An 18593-nucleotide genomic window follows, 5' to 3' on the forward strand; every position below is an offset into this window, starting at 1 on the left:
TATCATGAGACAATTAAAATGCAAATTTTATAATCTCGCGATACACAACCGCCCGGCATACTCCATGAACCTCGACCGCCTTCGCTGGCAATTCCTGCTTTTCTCCCTGTGCGTGGCGGTGCTGCTGGCCGCGTCTTTCCTGGGCGGCGCGGCGCTGCTGGCACAGGCCTACCAGGGCCACTCGCTGCCGGCCCTGAACCGCTTGCTGTCGCACGCCGGCAGGCATCCCCTCGATTTTTACCTCGACAAGCTGCACACGCTGCTGGCCTTTGGTCTGATGTTGTGGCTGGTCTTTACCGCGACTGCCGCGCTGGCCCTGCATCGCCTGAGGCGGCCGCCCGGGCCGGGCAGCGACTGGCTCGATTACCTGATCTTCGCCCTGTATGCGGCGGCCTTCCTCGGCTTCCTGGCGTACTTCGGCACCGAGGAAAGCTGGTACCGGATCGACCAGATCATGGCGTATGAGGGCCGGCCGCCGTTCCAGCATCGCGTGCTGTTCATTTTCCCGGCGCAGCTGATGCAATACGCCATGCCGCAACTGGGCGTCATCCAGAGCTATCTCTGGTCGCAGCTGCTGGCCGTGGTGCTGATGCTGTGGGCGGTACGCCGCCTGGCCGGCCTGTTCATCCGCAGCGACCTGGCCTTTGTCGGCCAGGCGCTGGCGCTGTGCATGTGGGCGCCGACCCTCAATTACTACACCTTTTATGATATCGGCATCATCTTCGTGTTTGCCTTCTGCCTCTACCATTTGTTGCGGCGCGAATGGCTGCCTTATCTGCTGATGCTGGCGGCCGGTACCTTCAATCATGAGATCACGCTGTTCCTGATCGTGGCCAGCGCCGTCATGTTGCTCGGCACCATGCCCTGGCGCACGCTGGCCGGCTTGCTTGCCGTGCAACTGGCCCTGTATGGCCTGGTGCGCCTGCTGCTGTTTTCTCTGCTGCCGGCGCAGCAGGCCTGGGAAGGCGGCAAGCTGATGTTCAATCTGCACTTGCTGCGGGACGAGCCGCGCGTGCTGCTGTACAGCCTGGGCCCCTTGCTGCTGTGGTATGCGCTGGCCGCCACCGGCTGGCGCCATGCGCCGGCATTGCTGCGCCGCTGCGTCATCATCCTGCCTTGTCTGTTCGTGATGACGGCGGTGGTGGGGCAATTCAACGAGTCGCGCCAGTTCGACGCCTTTATTCCGGTCGCCATGGCATTGATGCTGTGTGCGCTGAATGCCCGCCTGGGCGCCGCCGCCGTCCGCTTGCCGGCCGGTGGCGGCGGCTGGCGCGCGGCCACCTTCCTGGCAGGCACGCCGGAAGGCAAGGCATGAGCCAGCACCGGGTGCGCAAGACCGCCAATGTGCCGCTGGTGGTCGATCTCGACGGCACGCTGATTCATTCCGACCTGCTGTGGGAATCGATCCTGCTCTTCATCAAGTCGTATTTTTTCCAGGCGTGGCGCTTGCCTTTCTGGCTGTTGCTGGGCAAGGCCGGTTTCAAGGAAAAAATGGCTTCCTCTGTCGAGCTTGATCCTGAGGCCTTGCCCTACGACAGGGTCTTGCTGGCCGACCTGGCGCGGCAGCAGGCGCAAGGCCGGCTGATCGTGCTGGCGACGGGCGCGCAGCGCCGTTTCGCCGACCTGATTGCCGCCCATCTGGGCCTGTTCGGCCATGTGCTGGCCACCGAAGGCGGCGTCAACCTCACTTCGCACCACAAGGCCAGGCAACTGACGGCCGTCTACGGCGCCAGGGGTTTCGACTATATCGGCAACGCCAGCGTCGATATCGCGGTCTGGAATGCCAGCAACGATGCGTTTTCCGTCACGCGCAAGCCATTTCGCCTGGCCAGCGGCTGGCGCACGCGTTCGGCCGGCACGCCGCGCGGCGGCTGGGCCGTGCCCCTGCTCAAGGCCATGCGGCCGCGCCAGTGGCTGAAAAATCTGCTGGTATTCGTGCCGATGCTGGCCGGCCATGCGCTGAACCTCGATACCCTGGTGCAATCGCTGGTGGCGTTTGCCGCCTTTTCCCTGTGCGCCTCGAGCGCCTACCTGCTCAATGACGCCCTCGATGCGCCCGATGACCGGCGCCATCCCGTCAAATGCCTGCGGCCGATCGCCGCCGGCAGCTTGCCGCTATCCGTCGCCATGCTGGCCAGCCCGCTGCTGGCGCTGGCCGCGCTGCTGCTGTGCGCGCTGTTTGATCCCTTGTTGCTGCTGGTAGTGGCGATCTACTTTGCCAGCACCCTGGCTTACTCGATGCTGCTGAAACGCCTGCTGATGGTCGACATCGTCACCCTGGCCATGCTGTACACACTGCGCATCCTCGGCGGCGGCGCGGCGACCCATATCGAGCCGTCGTTCTGGCTGCTGGCGTTCTCCTTTTTCATTTTCCTCAGCCTGGCCTTGCTCAAGCGCTACAGCGAACTGTTCAACCTGGAACGCCAGGGCAAGCAAAAGACGCGCGGGCGCAGCTACAGCACCAGCGATAAAATTCCGATTGGCATCATGGGTATCAACAGCGGCTTTATCGCGCTGCTGGTCTTCATGTTGTACTTCAATTCGCAGAATATCCTGGTGCTGTATGCGCGCCCATACTTATTGCTGGGCATCGTGCCCCTGCTGGTATTCTGGCTGGGACGCCTGTGGACCTTGTCGTTTCGTGGCGAGGTCAATGAAGATCCGGTGCTGTATGTCAGCAAGGATCGCACCAGCCTGGCGATTATCGCCGCCTGTCTGGCACTGGCCGTCGGCGCCAGCCTGTAAGCACTCACCTGACTGATCACTCATGAATACTGTTTCCGCAGGATATCTATGGTGCGCGCTGGCCGCCGTCGCCAGCGCCGCCGCCACCTTGTTGATCAAGCTGTCCAGCCAGCATGGCAGCGGCATCGACCTGCAGCGCCTGGCCTGGCTGGGCGGCGCCGGCGGCGCCTACGCCCTGGGCTTTATCTGCTATGCGGTGGCGCTGGAAAAACTGCAGATCAGCCTGGCCTATCCGGCCATGACGGCCATCACCATGGCCCTCGTTACCGTGCTGGGCTGCGTGGTGCTGAACGAGGCGCTGACGCTGCCGAAAATGGCCGGCATCATCTTGATCACGGCGGGCGCTTTCGTGCTGTCGCGCTGATTTTTCCTGGCCAGCCCGACGGTAATGCTGGTCACGGCGCAAAAAATGGCTACAATTGGCGCTGACATGACGTTTACGTAAACGTAAAGGTCGATGCGATCATCAAACCCATCAGGAGACTTCATGCAAATTCAGGACAATGTATTCATCATCACCGGCGGCGCCTCGGGACTGGGCGCGGCCACGGCGCGCATGCTGACCGCTGCCGGCGGCAAGGTCGTGCTGGCCGACGTGCAGGTCGAAGCGGGCCAAGCGCTGGCGGCCGAATTGAACGGTGTGTTCGTGCGCTGCGACGTCACCTCGGAAGAAGACGGCCTGGCGGTGGTGGCGGCGGCGACCGCGCTCGGTACCCTGCGTGGTCTGGTCAACTGCGCCGGCGTGGCACCGGCCGTGAAAACCGTCGGCAAGGACGGCCCGCATCCGCTGGCGCTGTTCCAGAAGGTGGTCAATATCAACCTGGTGGGCACCTTCAATATGTGCCGGCTGGCGGCCGACGCCATGGGCAAGCTGGACGCCACGGCGGAAGGCGAGCGCGGCATCATCATCAATACGGCCTCGGTGGCGGCCTTTGACGGCCAGATCGGCCAGGCCGCGTACGCCTCGTCCAAGGCGGCGGTGGCGGGCCTGACCCTGCCGATGGCGCGCGACCTGTCGCGCAGCGGCATCCGCGTGATGACGGTGGCGCCCGGCATTTTCGAAACACCGATGCTGCTCGGCATGCCGGCCGAAGTGCAGGATGCGCTGGGCAAGATGGTGCCGTTCCCTTCGCGCCTGGGCAAGCCGGGCGAGTACGCGCAGCTGGTGAAAGCGATTGTCGAAAACGTCATGCTCAATGGCGAAACGATCCGCCTCGATGGCGCGATTCGCATGCAGCCAAAATAAGCGGTAACTTGCCGGCTGGTCTATTGCTGTAGGATACCTCCGTGTTTGTTATCGGAGTCTCCATGAACAGTTTCAAGCCGCTGGTCCTGCCTTTTGTATTGTTGGGGGCCTTGTGCGCCGGCCCTGCTGTTGCCGAAGTGCCGCCAAAGGCGCCCGAGATCGCCACCGCGTATGCGGAAAAGCCGGGCTGGGCGGCGCAGAAGTTCATGGTGGCGGCCGCCAATCCGCTGGCGGCCGACGCCGGCTACCGCATGCTCAAGCAGGGCGGCAGCGCGATCGACGCGGCCATCGCCACCCAGCTGGTGCTGACCCTGGTCGAGCCGCAATCGTCGGGCATCGGCGGCGGCGCCTTTCTGCTGTACGCCGACGGCAAGCAGGTGCAGGCGTTTGACGGGCGTGAAACGGCGCCGGCCGCCGCCGACGACACCCTGTTCCAGAATCCCGACGGCAGCCCCGTGTCGCGCGCCACCGGCGTGGTCGGCGGGCGTTCCGTGGGCGCGCCCGGCGTGCTGCGCATGCTGGAACTGGCGCACAAGGAACACGGCAAGCTGGCCTGGGCCACCCTGTTCGGCCCGGCCATCCAGCTGTCGCAGGGCGGCTTCCCGGTCAGCCAGCGCCTCAACGGCCTGCTGAAATGGGACCAGGCCCTGAAACGCGACCCGGTCGCCGCCGCCTATTTCTACGATAAAAACGGCCAGCCCTGGCCGGTCGGCCATGTGCTCAAAAACCCTGCCTTGGCGCTTACCCTGCGCGAGATCGCCCGTGGCGGCGCCGACGCCTTTTATAACGGCCGCATCGCGCGCGATATCGCCGCCAAGGTGGCCTCGCACCCTGGCAATCCGGGCAAGCTGACGGCACAAGATATCGCCGGCTACCGCGCCAGGGTGCGCGAGCCGGTGTGCAGCGACTACAAGGCCTGGACCGTCTGCGGCATGCCGCCGCCGTCGTCGGGAGGCATCGCGATCGCGCAGATGCTGGGCATGCTGGAAACGAAAGAGATCGGCGCGTATCCCCCCGTCGACGGCGTGCCCGACGCGCGCGCCATCCATCTGTTTGCCGAGGCGGGGCGCCTGGCGTATGCCGACCGCAACCGCTATGTGGCCGATACCGACTTCGTTCCGCTGCCGGGCGCCGGCATCGCCGCGATGCTCGACAAAGGCTATCTGGCGCAGCGCGCCGCGCTGATCGGCGAGCGGTCGATGGGCCGCGCCGTGGCCGGCACGCCGCCGGGCATGCAGGTGGCGTGGGGCCTGGACAACGCCTTGCAGCGCCCGTCCACCTCGCACCTGGTGGCGGTCGATGCGTTCGGCGGCGGCCTGTCGATGACCACCAGCGTGGAAGACGCGTTTGGCGCGCGCCAGATGGTCGACGGTTTCCTGCTGAATAATCAATTGACCGACTTCTCGTTCGACTCGCGCGATGCGAACGGCCCCATCGCCAACCGGGTCGAAGCGGGCAAGCGTCCGCGCAGCGCCATGTCGCCCACCCTGGTGTTTGAAAAAGGCACGCGGAAACTGGTGCTGGCCACCGGCTCGCCGGGCGGCTCGTCCATCATCAATTACGTGGCCAAGGTACTGGTCGCCACCATGGACTGGGGCCTGAACGTGCAGCAGGCGATCAGCCTGCCGAACTTCGGCAGCCGCAATGGCCCGACCGAGCTGGAACAGGGCCGGATTCCGGCCGCCCAGGTCGATGCGCTGCGCGCGATGGGCCACGAGGTGCGCGTGAGCGAACAGAATTCCGGGCTGCAGGGCATCATGCGCCTGCACGCGCACGGCCAGGATTTCTGGTTCGGCGGTGCGGATCCGCGACGCGAAGGCATGGTCCGGGGCGACTGAGATAAAATTCCACAAAGCATCTTGACCCTGCTAATCTGCCGGCATGGGAATGGAAAACAATAAAACAGGCTTGATACTGAGCGGCGGCGGGGCGCGCGCCGCCTACCAGGTGGGGGTGCTGCAATCGATTTCGGCGATCCTGCTGGAAGCGGGCTGGGCGCCCGAGCGCAATCCCTTCGACATCATCTGCGGCACCTCGGCCGGCGCCATCAACGCCACCGCGCTGGCCTGCCGCGCCGACCATTTCGGCGAGGGCGTGCAAAAGCTGCTCGACGTGTGGCAGCATATCGAGGTCGAGCAGGTCTACCGCGCCGATTCGCTGGGCGTGATCCGCTCGGGCGCGCGCTGGCTGTCCCTGCTGTCGTTCGGCTGGCTGTTGCGCCAATGGCACGCTTCGCCACCGACCTCGCTGCTCGACAATACTCCCCTGGTCAGCCTGCTGCACCGCATGCTCGACCTGCCGCGCCTGGACGCGGCGCTGGCCGACGGCCGCCTGCATGCGCTGGCCGTCACCGCCTCGTCGTATTCGGGCAGCCGGCACATGACGTTCTACCAGACCGGCGCCGAGATCGCGCCGTGGGTGCGCACCCAGCGCCTGGCGCTGCAGGAGCAGATCGGCGTCGAGCACCTGCTGGCCTCGGCCGCGATTCCCTTCATCTTTCCCGCCGTGCCCTTGTTTATCGGCGGCCAGCGCGAGTATTGCGGCGACGGGTCGATGCGCCAGCTGGCGCCGATTTCACCGGCCATCCACCTGGGCGCGAACAAGGTGCTGGTGGTGGGCGCCGGGCGCATGACGGAGCCGGCGCCCAGCAAGGCCGAATCGGCGCGCTACCCGAGCCTGGCGCAGATCGCCGGCCATGCGCTGTCGTCGATCTTCCTTGACGGCCTGGCGGTCGACATCGAACGCCTGAACCGCATCAACCTCACCTTGTCGATGCTGCCGCCGGAATTGCTGGGCAAGACAGCCTTGCGGCCGGTGGAGCTATTGGTGATCGCGCCGTCCGAGCGCCTCGACGCCATCGCCAGCCGCCATATCGGCAGCTTGCCGCGGCCGATACGCACCATGTTGTCCGGCATCGGCGCGGCCGAAGCCAGGGGCGCGGCGCTGGCGTCGTATTTATTGTTCGAATCGACGTATACTAACGAGCTGATTCGTCTTGGACAGCGCGACACGCAGGCCCGCAAAGACGATGTACTGGCGTTTTTCGCCGCCTGACGCGCAAGTGGCGCGTTTTTTTTGACTGGACGATCGTGCTGGTATTTCGACGGGTATGGGCTGTGGCGTGGTGTTTGAGCCTGCTGGTGGGCGCCTGGGCGCAGGCGGCGCCGGCGCGCACCTTGCGCTTCGACCAGCTCAGCGTCGAACACGGCCTGGCGCAGGAATCGGTGCTGGCGATCGCCCAGGATGCGCAAGGTTTCATGTGGTTCGGCAGCCAGTCGGGCCTGAGCCGCTTCGACGGCTACCGGGTGGTGGTCTACAAGAATATCGAAGGCGACGCCACCAGCCTGACCGACAACTGGGTTGGCGTGCTGCATGTCGACCGCGACGGCCAGCTATGGGTCGGCACCGACAATGGCCTGGACCGTTTCGATTCGGCCAGCCAGACTTTCATCCATTACCGCGCCCAGGGCAAGGGCAAGCGCGGCAACGGCAGCCGGCATATCAATGCCATCCTCGACGATGGCGCGCAGGGCTTCTGGATCGCCACCGCCGACGGCCTGCAGCATTTCGACCGCGCCAGCGGCGCCTTCCGCAGCTGGCACCATCAAGCGGACAATCCCGAGAGCCTGGTCGACAACGAAATCAAGAGCCTGGCGCTCGACGCCGAAGGCCGCCTGTGGATCGGCACGGTGACGGGACTCGACATGCTGGCGCCCGGCCAGGCGGACCGGGCGGGCAGCGCGCGCTTCGAGCACTTCATGATCGATCCTTCGCCGGCCTCGAAATACAATTTGATCCATGCGCTGATGGTCGACCGCGAGCAGAACCTGTGGATCGGCACGCGCGCCGGCGCCGAGCGCTGGCGCCTGGGCGCCAAGGGCCAGCCGCCCGTCCTGCGCCAGCGCCTGGGACCGCAGCAGGGATTTTCGGCCCTGCGCGTGGCGAGCCTGTACCAGGACGTCGAGGGCACCGTCTGGCTGGGCAGCAATGCCGACGGCCTGCTGCGCTGGCAGCGCAAGAGCGACACTTTCTTGCAGTTCCGCCACCAGACGGGCGACAAGGTCAGCGTGGCCGACAACCAGCTTGCCTCCCTGTTCCGCGACCGCGCCGGCACCTTGTGGGTGGGCACCTGGTACAACGGCGTGAGCCGGGTCGACCTGGGCAGCGGCGGCTTTTCGCGCATGGTGCGTGCGCCCGACGACATGGCCGCGCTGGCCGATAAAAAAGTGCGCGCGGTGGCCGATGCCGGCGGCGGCAAGCTGTGGCTGGCCACCAGCCGTGGCCTGAAGCTGTATGACACGCGCGATGGCGCCACCGAGCTGTTCGATTTCCAGTCCACGCCCGGCGTGTCGCGCGACGAGCAGGTCACGTCCCTGTATGCGCGCGGCGATGGCGCGCTGTGGGTGGGGGGCAGTTCGGGCCTGCACCGTTTCGACCTGGCCACCCGGCGTTTCAGTACCACCCGCTTCGGCGTCGGCGATCCGAACAGCGACACCATCCGCAACGTGGCGGGCGAGCGCAGCGGCATGCTGTGGGTTTCGACGCGCGGCGGCGTGCACCGTTTCGATCCCGCCAGCGGCAAGTTCACCACCTACCGCCACGATCCGGCCAACCCGGACAGCCTGTCCGACAATACCGTGCGCCCGGTGCTGGAAGACCGCCAGGGCCGGCTGTGGATAGGCACCTTCCACGGCCTGGACCTGTTCGACCGCGCCAGCGGCACCTTCCGCCATTACCGCCACGATGCGAAGGACGCGTCCAGCCTCAGCCACGACGAAGTGCATTACCTGCATGAAGACAAGCGCGGCGTGCTGTGGGTGGGCACGGCCAATGGCCTGAACCGCATGGATGTCGACCAGCAGGGCGACATCCGCTTTCGCCGCTTCCTGCGCAAGGACGGCATGGCCGACGATGCGATCGCCAGCATCCTCGGCGACGACCGCGACCAGCTGTGGCTGAGCACCAACAGCGGCATCACCCGGCTCGACATGCGCAGCGGGCAGTTCCGCAATTACGACAGCGCCGACGGCACCGCCGAGGGGTCGTACTTCGACGGCGCCGCGCTGCGCGCCGATGACGGCACCATGTACTTCGGCGGCTTCAACGGCATGACGGCCTTCGTGCCGGCCGAGATCCACGACAACCGCGTGCCGCCGCTGGTGGCCATCACCGAGCTGCAGGTCTTCAACAAGCCGGTGGCGGTGGGGCGCGGCGAGTTTGCCCACCTGCTGCGCACGGCCATCAACCATGCGCGCAGCCTGACCCTGACCAGCCGCGACAGCGTGTTTTCGCTGGAGTTCGCGGCCCTGCATTTCGCCGCGCCGCAGCGCAATATGTTCGCCTACCGGCTCGAAGGCTTCGACCAGGACTGGGTCATGACGGACGCCGGCCGGCGCTTTGCCACCTACACCAATCTCGATCCGGGCGAATACGTGTTCCGCGTCAAGGCGGCCAACAAGGACGGCATCTGGAACGAGGCCGGCACCACCCTGGCGATCACCATCCTGCCGCCGATGTGGAAGACCTGGTGGTTCCGCAGCCTGGCCCTGGCGCTGCTGCTGGGCGCCATCTACGGCGCCTACCGCCAGCGCATGCGCACGGTGCGGCGCCAGCAGGCCAGGCTGGAAAAACTGGTCAGCGCGCGCACGGCCGAAGTATCGCAAAAAAACCGCGAACTGCAAGGCAAGGAAATCGAGGTGCGGGCCCAGGCCGACGAGCTGGCGCTGGCCAATGCCAGCCTGACGCAGAACGAGGAAAGCCTGCGCCTGGCCAAGCGCAAGGCGGAAGACGCGACGCGCCAGAAATCGGAATTCCTGGCCAACATGAGCCACGAGATGCGCACCCCGCTGGCCGGCGTGATCGGCATGCTGGGCTTTGCCCTGCGCGACAGCCAGCTGCATGCGGCGACGCGCGAACAGATCCTGCGCGGCCAGGCCAATGCCCAGTCGCTGCTGGCGATCATCAACGACCTGCTCGATTTCTCCAAGATCGAAGCGGGCAAGCTGTCCACGGAAAACATCGACTTCGCGCTCGGCGCGGCCATCGAAAACGTGGTCAGCCTGTTCGAGGAGCAGGCGGCCGCGCGCAGCATCGGCTTTGCCATCGACCTGGCGCCAGATCTGCCCGACTTCGTGGTGGGCGACCCGACGCGCCTGCGCCAGGTGCTGGTCAACCTGGTCGGCAACGCCTTCAAGTTCACCCAGCGCGGCGGCGTGCGCGTGCGCGTCGAGCGGGCCGGCCTGGCGCCGGCGCCGGCCGGCCATGGCACGGGCCAGGTCAACCTGATCCGCTTTACCGTCAGCGACAGCGGCATCGGCATCGAGGCCGATGCGATGGAGCGCCTGTTCCAGAAATTCGAGCAGGCCGACGCCAGCACCACGCGCCGCTATGGCGGCACAGGGCTGGGTCTGGCGATCTGCCGCCAGCTGGTCGAGCTGATGGGCGGCGAGATCGCCGTGGCCAGCGCACCGGGGCAGGGCAGCACCTTCATGTTTACCGTGCCGCTGGCCGACGGCGTGGCGCCGCCGCTGGCGCCGCAGGTGGCGCTGGCGCCGCACAGCCACCAGCTGCGCGTGCTGTGCGCCGAGGATTTCCCGACCAACCAGATCATCATCCGCGTGATGCTGGAAGACCTCGGGCACCGGGTCGACGTGGTCGCCAACGGCGCGCTGGCGGTGGCCGCCTGCACCCAGACGCGCTACGACCTGGTGCTGATGGACGGGCGCATGCCCGAGATGGACGGCGCCACGGCCACGCGCCTGATCCGCGCCGGCGGCCTGCCGGACCAGCCGGTCTGCGACCAGCAGGTGATGATCGTCGCACTGACGGCCAACGCCAGCGAGGAAGACCGCAGCCGCTACCTGGGCGCCGGCATGGACGACTTCCTCAGCAAGCCGATCGACGAGACGGCGCTGCATTGCCTGCTGGGGCGCGCGATCGAGCGCCAGCTGGCGCGCGGCCATCTGCTGCCGTGCCTGCCGTCCGAGCGGCCCCGCATGCTGGCGCGCGGCCAGGCCGAACTCGATGCGCTGTTCGGCGTGGCGCCGGCCGCCGCCGGCCTGGCGGCGGGACAGGGCGCGCGTGGCGAGGACTTGCAGCGCCGCCTGCGCAGCGCCTTTGCGCTGGACCTGGCCGGCCGGCTGGCCGAACTCGATGCGGCCATGGCCGCGCGCGACAGCGATGGCGCCGGGCGCCTGCTGCATGGCTTCAAGGGCAGCGCCGCCTATCTCGACGAAGCCGCCCTGCACCTGCTGTGCACGGAACTGGAGGAGGCGGCCGATGGCGGACACTGGGCGCGCGTGGCGCTGGAGCTGCCGCGCCTGCACGCCTTGCTGGCCGACATCGGCGCAAGGTGAGGCCGGTATATAAAAGACAATTGGTGCGGCGCCGGCGGCGAAGTTCGGTAGAATAAGGTCCAGGCGCGCTGCAGGCGCCAGTGAGGGAGGCGGCAATGAAAGTACTGGTGGTCGATGATGATGTGGTCTCGCGCATGGTGCTGATGCACCTGATCGACAGTTGCGGCGTGCACGATATCGTGGAAGCGGAGGACGGCGCCGCCGCCTGGGAGCAGCTCGAAGGCGGGCTGCGCCCGGCCCTGTGTTTCTGCGACCTGCGCATGCCGCGCCTGTCCGGCATGGAGCTGCTGCAAAAAGTGCGCGCCGACGGCGCGCTCGACGCCATGCCGCTGGTGCTGGTGTCGTCGGCCAACGACCAGGACACCGTGCGCGACGCGGTGCGGGCCGGCGCCGCCGGCTATATCGTCAAGCCGTTCCAGCAGGAACAGGTGCGCGAGCATCTCGATGCCTGCCTCGCCGCCACCGACGCTGATGCGCCGCCGGCCGAAGCGCCGGGCCTGACTCTGCAACGGCTGGGCGTCGATGCCGAACGCCTGCTGGCCTACCTGGCCGGCTTCCAGGAGCAGGCCGCCGCCAGCGCCAGCCATATCGAAGCGCTGCAGGCGCGCGGCGAGCCGGCCCAGGCGCGCCAGCAGGTCGAACGCCTGCACCTGGGCTGCACTACCCTGGGCCTGTATGGCGCGGCCGACGGCCTGGCCGCCGTGCTGCAGGCGCCGGCGCTCGATGACGCGGCGCTGCGGCAGGCGCTCGCCACCCTGGCGCGCAGCACGGTGCACCAGGCGCGGCGGCTGCGCCGGCATGCCGATATCGCCTGACGATGTTGTTGGCCAGCCTCGCCGGCAAGGCCTGAAAACCTTGCGCAAAGGCATATGAAAATATTATCAAGCATGTTTTGTTTGGCAACCCTATAATACATCGGTATATAGAACAGACATGGGTGAGCCAGGTATGCAAAATCATTTCACGACCATCAACAGGTGGCTGCCGGCCTTGGCCAGCCTGGTGTTTTGCGCGGGCGCGCAGGCTGCGGCCACGCCGTCCCTGTTGTCTCAGCAGGATACGGCGCAGCTGTCATCGTGGCTGGGCGAAGGCCCGCTGGCGCTCACGCCCATCTACACCAAGGCGGCGGGCGATACCTCGCTCGACTTCCACGCGGCGGCCGATGGCAAGGGACGCACATTTTCGGTGATGGAAGCCAGCAACACAGCGGGCCAGACCTGGCTGGTCGGCGGCTACAACCCGCAGAGCTGGAATGCCAGCGCGGGCCTGCACGTCACCATGGCCGACAGCGAGCGCACGGCATTCCTGTTCAACCTGACGTCCGGGCTGATGCTGCCGCAGCTCAAGCAGTATTTCAGCGGCGACAGCACCGGCAGCGGCCAGACCTACAACGACAGCGATTTCGGTCCGACCTTCGGCATCGGCCATGACCTGTATGTGCCGCGCGACCTGACCTCCGGCGGCTATTCTTACCTGTATACATACAGCCCTGCCGGCCAGCCGTCGTCGGGCCTGAGCCTGGTGGACGGTTCGGCCAATGCGTCGGCCCTGACCTTCGGCGCGCTGCAGGTGTACAGCATCAGCGCGGTGCCGGAACCGGCGACCTTCGGCATGCTGCTGGCGGGACTGGTCCTGCTGGGTGGCCTGCATGCGCGCAAGCGCGGCGCGCTTGCCGATCCATCCTCGCCAGGAACGTTCAGTGCTATTTAATTCTTTTGCGTTTTTCCTGGTTTTCCTGCCGCTGGCCCTGCTTGGATACTTTGTTCTTTCCCGCTATTCACTGCGGATGTCGATCATTTTCCTGCTGTTTTCCTCGGTCGCTTTTTATTGTTATTGGGATATCGCCTTCCTGCCGCTGCTGGCCTTGTCGATCTGCGCCAACTTTGCCGTCGGCCGCAGCATTTCGCTGCGCCATGGACAGGGCCGCCTGAAAGCGGCCAAGGGCTGGCTGGTGGCCGGCCTGGTCTTCAATCTGTCGCTGCTGGTATTTTTCAAATATGCCGATTTTTTGCTCGGCAATGTGGCGGCCGTGACGGGCGCGTCCATCGCGCCGCTGGGCGTCGTCCTGCCTATCGGCATATCGTTTTTCACCTTTACCCAGATTGCCTACCTGGTCGACTGCCACGCCGGCAAGGTCAAGGATTATCAGCCGGAAAGCTATGGCCTGTTCGTCACCTATTTTCCGCACCTGATCGCCGGTCCCATCCTGCATCACAAGGAGATGATGCCGCAGTTTTCGCAGCCGGCCTCGCATGTGTTTCACCGTGGCCGGCTGGTGGTGGGGCTGGCTTTCTTTACCATCGGCCTGTTCAAGAAGGTCATCCTTGCCGATGGCGTGGCGCGCTTTGTCGGCCCCGTGTTCGACCAGCATCACCAGCACTTGAGCATGCTCGAAGCCTGGGCCGGGGCGCTGGCCTACACCTTCCAGCTGTATTTCGATTTTTCGGCCTATTCCGACATGGCCTATGGCTTGTCCTACATGTTTGGCATTATCTTGCCGATCAATTTCAATTCGCCCTACAAAGCCACCTCGATCATCGACTTCTGGCGCCGCTGGCACATCACGCTGTCGAGCTTCCTGCGCGACTATTTGTATATCGCGCTGGGCGGCAACCGCCACGGCGCTTTCCAGCGCTACCGCAACCTGTTCCTGACCATGTTGCTGGGCGGCTTGTGGCATGGCGCGAACTGGACCTTTGTCGTGTGGGGCATGCTGCATGGCGCCTACCTGATCGTCAACCATGCACTGCGCCATGTGCTGGGGCAACGCAGCAACCTGGCGCTCAGGCTGGCCGGTGCGGCGGCGACTTTCCTGGCGGTGGTGCTGGCCTGGGTTTTCTTTCGCGCCAGTTCGGTCGCCGTCGCCGTCGACGTGCTCAGGGCGATGGCGGGCGGCACCCTCACCGAGGACATGGCAGGCGCCGTGCTGGGCATCAACCGCATCATGCAACTGTCATCCTGCCTGGCCTGGCTGGCGGCGTGTGCGGTGACGGCATTTTGCCTGCCGAATGCCTACCAGCTGCTGGGCCGCGGCTTGCGCCTGGAGCAGGAGCGCCGGCTGGAAGGCCGGCGCGGCAGCTTGTTGCTGGGCGCCATGCTGTTGCTGTGCATGCTGTTACTGTCGATCAGCGAGACGCGCGGCGTATCCGAATTCCTGTACTTTAATTTCTGATCTGGCGTCGGCTCATATGCGTACTTCTTTCTTTATCGGACTCGGCGCGCTGGCCATGGCCATGCTGCTGGAACTCGTGCTGCAATGCCTGCCGGTGGCCGACGGCCTGCGCTTGCAGCCCAGTGATGCGCGCATGCCCTTGAGCCGCTACCTGCCGCGGCAGGACTATGTGTATTCGTATGGCTGGGGGCTCGACAATGCACGCCATGGCGTCACCAACCGGCAAGGCTACGCCAATTCGCCCGATTTCAGCGAGCGGCCCGAGGTGTTGGTGTTGGGCAACAGCTTCGTGGAAAGCCTGATGCTCGACCGGCGCGACAGCTTGCAGGGGCAACTGTCGCTGTTCCTGGGCGGCGCCGTGCTGGCCGCCGCCAGTTCCGGCAATACCCTGGCCGACACGCTGGAGATGGCCCGCTATCATGTGCCGCTCCTGCACCCGCGCACGGTGGTGCTGCTGATCGACTCGGGCAGCATGAATCACTTGCTGCAGCCAACGACGCGCGGCCACAGCCAGTTCGAAGAGAGCGCGGGCGGCGTGCGCGTAATGCACAATGCCTATGTCGAATCCCGGCTGAAACAGCTGGTGTCGCGCTCCGCGCTGGTACGCTATGTGTACTACAACCTGAAGCTGCCGGACTGGATCGCGTCGAGTTGGCGTACGGACGGCAAGTCCTTGCCGGCGCCCGCGCCGGACCTGCAGGCTACGCATGCGGCGCGCGCGCGCGTGCTCGAGTATTACCTGTCGCAACTGAAGGCGGTGCAGGGCAGTGCGGGCATGCGCTATATCTTCGTCATCGATGGCGAGCGCGGCCTGCTCTACGATGCGCGCCGCGGCAAGCCCTCCTGGCAGGATGACAACCGGCAGTTCCTGATCGCGCAGCTGGAGCGGCACGGCTTCCCGGTGCTCGACATGCAGCCCGTATTTGCCCGGCACTGGGCGGCGCAACGCGAGCGGCTGGACTTTGCGCCGATGGACGGCCATTGGAACAAGGTGGCGCATGGCCTGGCGGCGCAACAATTGTTGCCATTGTTGGGCGTCAGCGCGGGCAGCAGGCTGTCAATGTAGTGCGGCAGGCTGTATAATGCCGCTTCGTGTGTCGCCATCGTACAATGGATAGTACAAGGTCCTCCTAAGACTTAAATGCAGGTTCGATTCCTGCTGGCGACACCAACCATCACGCAACGCACCTCGGCAGCCTGTTCCTTGCCAGCGGCAAATTTCTGATCGCCCGCAACCGAGGCCCGGTTATCGGTACAATGCGTGCTTCATTCATTCAATCGGCAGCTGTCTTGCACGCCCAGGCGTTCGCAATACGCAGCGCCCGAGCACCTTTACTCATTATGGCTGTCATTTCTCTTTCATCGGCGCAACTTGCGTTCGGTCACGTCGCGCTGCTCGATCACGCGGAATTTTCACTGGAAACCTCGGAGCGGGTCGGCCTGATCGGCCGCAACGGCACCGGCAAATCGTCGCTGTTGAAGGTCATCTCGGGCAAGTTCAAGCTCGACGATGGCTTGTTGGTGATGCAGCAAGGCATCAAGATCGCCTATGTGGAGCAGGAACCGCAGTTCGATCCCGAGATGTCGGTGTTCAACGCGGTCGCGTCGGGCATGGGCGAATCGCAGGCGTGGCTGAAGGAATACGACGAGCTGACGGGCCAGTTTGGCCAGGGCAATGACGACGAATTGATGGAGCGCATGCACGACATCCAGGTCAAGCTCGATGCGGCTGACGCCTGGAGCTTGCCGAACAAGGTGGAAACCGTGCTCGACCGCTTGAACCTGACCGGCGACATGCTGATGAAAACCCTGTCGGGCGGGATGCAGAAGCGCGTCGCGCTGGCGCGCGCGCTGGTCTCGGCGCCCGACGTGCTGCTGCTCGACGAGCCGACCAACCATCTGGATTTCACCTCGATTTTGTGGCTGGAAGGCCTGCTGCGCGACTTCAAGGGCAGCGTGCTGTTCATTACCCACGATCGCTCCTTCCTCGACAATGTGTCCACGCGGATTATCGAACTCGACCGCGGCCGCCTGCTGTCGTACCCGGGCAACTTCACCACCTACCAGACCCGCAAGGCCGAGCAGCTGGAAAACGAGGAAGTGGAAAACGCCAAGTTCGACAAATTCCTGGCGCAGGAGGAAGTGTGGATCCGCAAGGGCGTCAAGGCACGCCGCGTGCGTGACGAAGGCCGCGTGCGCCGCCTCGAAGCGCTGCGCCTGACGCGCAATGCGCGCCGTGACCAGCAGGGCCAGGTCAAGCTGGAAGTCGGTTCGAGCGAACGCTCGGGCAAGATCGTGGCCGAGCTGGAAAATGTCAGCAAGCGCTTTGGCGACCGCGTGATCATCGACAACTTCAGCGGCACCATCCTGCGCGGCGACAAGGTCGGCCTGATCGGCGCCAACGGCGCCGGCAAGACCACCTTGCTCAAGATGATCCTCGGCGAACTGGCGCCCGATACGGGAACCGCCAAGCTGGGCACCAAGCTGCAGGTGGCGTACTTCGACCAGATGCGCACCCAGCTCAATGAAGAAGCGAGCCTGATCGAAACCATTTCGCCGGGCAGCGACTGGGTCGAGATCAATGGCCAGCGCAAGCACTCGATGAGCTACCTGAACGATTTCCTGTTCTCGCCCGAGCGTGCACGCTCGCCCGTCAAGACGCTGTCCGGTGGCGAGCGCAACCGCTTGCTGCTGGCGCGCCTGTTCGCCAAGCCGGCCAACTGCCTGGTGCTCGATGAGCCGACCAACGATCTGGACATCGACACGCTGGAGCTGCTGGAAGAGTTGCTGGAAGACTACAAGGGCACCGTGTTCCTGGTCAGCCACGACCGCACCTTCCTCGACAACGTGGTGACCCAGGTGGTGGTGGCCGAAGGCGCCGGCAAGTGGCGCGAATTCGTTGGCGGCTACACGGACTGGGAGCGCGTGCGCACCTTGCCGGCGGCCACCGCACCGGCCAGCAAGCCTGCCGCCAAGGCCGAGGCTGCGGCGGCGCCTGCCGCCAAGAAAAAACTCAGCTACAAGGAGCAGCGCGAGCTGGACGAATTGCCGAAGCTGATCGCCAAGCTGGAAGACGAGCAGTCGGTGCTGGCGGCCGAATTGTCGCATCCCGACTTCTACAAGAAGACGCCGGCCGAAGGCAAGCGCCTGAACGCGCGCGTGGCCGAGATTGAAGGCGAATTGCTCGACGCCCTCGAAAAATGGGAGCAGATCGAAGCGCGCACAAACAGTTAACAGTTTTTTATCCCTTGTTGTAATTAAAAGCACGATTTTTTGCCATCGATCGATCGTGCTTGATATAATTATATTTTTTACATCGAGGGATGCATGTTTGCAATTAAAAACACGCCACCTGCACCACCCGCGCCAGCGCGCCTGGCGCGTCTGACGCCACCCTGCGTGCGCCGGCATGGTTGAGCGCGCCACCTTGCAGCGGGTGGCGCCTTTCCTGGCCTACCTGTTCTTCATCTTTCTCGCCGATATGCTGGGCCGCCTGGGCCATGCGCTGCACGAATTGCGCTGGCTGTACGCGCTGAAGATCGGTGTCGTGCTGGGCCTGCTGTTGTATTGGCGCCGCAGTTACACGGAACTGGCCTCGTTTGCGCTCGGTGCGCGTGCGATCGCCGTCGCCTTGATGACCGGGACTGTTGTTTTTTTGCTGTGGATTTGCCTGGACACGGACTGGATGAGCATCGGCAAGGCGGACGGTTTCGATCCGCGTAACGATGGCCGGATCGAATGGAGCCTGGTGTTGCTGCGGATCGCCGGCGCCGCGCTGGTGGTGCCTGTCATGGAAGAGTTGTTCTGGCGTTCCTTCCTGCTGCGCTGGCTCGATGCGGCCGATTTCCTGGCGCGCGCGCCGCGCCTGGCCAGCGCCAGGGCCTTCGTCGTGAGCGTGTTGCTGTTTGGCATTGAACACAATTTATGGCTGGCCGGCATGGTGGCCGGTGCCGCCTATACCGTCTTGTACATGCGCAGCGGGTCCTTGTGGTCGCCCATCCTGGCGCACGGCGTGACAAATGGCGTGTTGGGGCTCTGGATAATTTCTGGTGGGCACTGGAATTACTGGTAGTAT

At 65.0% G+C, this 18593-nt stretch carries 13 protein-coding genes and 1 tRNA gene; all 14 read left to right on the plus strand.

All coding sequences use genetic code 11. The annotated features are described in order from the left end of the window. Positions 1-64 precede the first annotated feature (64 nt). Entirely contained in the window at positions 65-1315 is a 1251-nt protein-coding gene (locus tag ACP7B7_RS09090; protein ID WP_426076462.1) for a hypothetical protein, read from the plus strand. After that, the gene (locus ACP7B7_RS09095) at positions 1312-2745 is read left to right on the plus strand and encodes a UbiA family prenyltransferase (RefSeq protein ID WP_426076463.1); all 1434 of its coding nucleotides are present in this window, start codon (positions 1312-1314) and stop codon (positions 2743-2745) included. The genes ACP7B7_RS09090 and ACP7B7_RS09095 overlap by 4 nt, the downstream gene beginning before the upstream one ends. Before the next feature lie 22 nt (positions 2746-2767). Next, positions 2768-3109, plus strand: a complete 342-nt coding sequence (locus ACP7B7_RS09100) for an SMR family transporter (RefSeq protein WP_426076464.1) — start codon at positions 2768-2770, stop codon at positions 3107-3109. Positions 3110-3232: 123 nt separating this feature from the next. After that, a complete protein-coding gene (locus ACP7B7_RS09105; protein ID WP_308922514.1) occupies positions 3233-3991 on the plus strand; it encodes a 3-hydroxyacyl-CoA dehydrogenase in 759 nt (252 codons plus the stop codon). Between the two features lie 62 nt (positions 3992-4053). Further along, positions 4054-5829 (plus strand): gamma-glutamyltransferase, encoded by a 1776-nt coding sequence (ggt, locus tag ACP7B7_RS09110; protein WP_426076465.1) that lies wholly within the window; start codon positions 4054-4056, stop codon positions 5827-5829. 43 nt (positions 5830-5872) lie between these two features. After that, the gene (locus ACP7B7_RS09115) at positions 5873-7045 is read left to right on the plus strand and encodes a patatin-like phospholipase family protein (RefSeq protein WP_426076466.1); all 1173 of its coding nucleotides are present in this window, start codon (positions 5873-5875) and stop codon (positions 7043-7045) included. Positions 7046-7119: 74 nt separating this feature from the next. After that, complete coding sequence (locus tag ACP7B7_RS09120) at positions 7120-11346, plus strand: two-component regulator propeller domain-containing protein (RefSeq protein WP_426076467.1); 4227 nt, start codon at positions 7120-7122, stop codon at positions 11344-11346. 95 nt (positions 11347-11441) lie between these two features. Continuing rightward, a complete protein-coding gene (locus ACP7B7_RS09125) occupies positions 11442-12161 on the plus strand; it encodes a response regulator (protein WP_426076468.1) in 720 nt (239 codons plus the stop codon). A 133-nt stretch (positions 12162-12294) separates the two neighbouring features. After that, on the plus strand, positions 12295-13056 hold the full coding sequence (locus ACP7B7_RS09130) for a PEP_CTERM-anchored TLD domain-containing protein (protein WP_426076469.1): 762 nt from the start codon (positions 12295-12297) through the stop codon (positions 13054-13056). Further along, positions 13046-14518, plus strand: a complete 1473-nt coding sequence (locus ACP7B7_RS09135) for an MBOAT family O-acyltransferase (protein WP_426076470.1) — start codon at positions 13046-13048, stop codon at positions 14516-14518. The genes ACP7B7_RS09130 and ACP7B7_RS09135 overlap by 11 nt, the downstream gene beginning before the upstream one ends. A 16-nt stretch (positions 14519-14534) precedes the next feature. Next, positions 14535-15584 carry a hypothetical protein gene (locus ACP7B7_RS09140; protein WP_426076471.1) on the plus strand — a complete coding sequence of 350 codons (1050 nt, stop codon included), beginning with the start codon at positions 14535-14537 and terminating at the stop codon, positions 15582-15584. A 30-nt stretch (positions 15585-15614) separates the two neighbouring features. Then, positions 15615-15689: transfer RNA gene (locus ACP7B7_RS09145), tRNA-Arg, on the plus strand. A gap of 170 nt (positions 15690-15859) precedes the next feature. After that, a complete protein-coding gene (locus tag ACP7B7_RS09150; RefSeq protein ID WP_426076472.1) occupies positions 15860-17752 on the plus strand; it encodes an ATP-binding cassette domain-containing protein in 1893 nt (630 codons plus the stop codon). 175 nt (positions 17753-17927) lie between these two features. Then, positions 17928-18590, plus strand: a complete 663-nt coding sequence (locus ACP7B7_RS09155) for a CAAX prenyl protease-related protein (protein ID WP_426076473.1) — start codon at positions 17928-17930, stop codon at positions 18588-18590. Positions 18591-18593: the final 3 nt, after the last annotated feature.

Source organism: Janthinobacterium sp. PSPC3-1, from assembly GCF_049896105.1.
Lineage (GTDB): Bacteria > Pseudomonadota > Gammaproteobacteria > Burkholderiales > Burkholderiaceae_D > Janthinobacterium.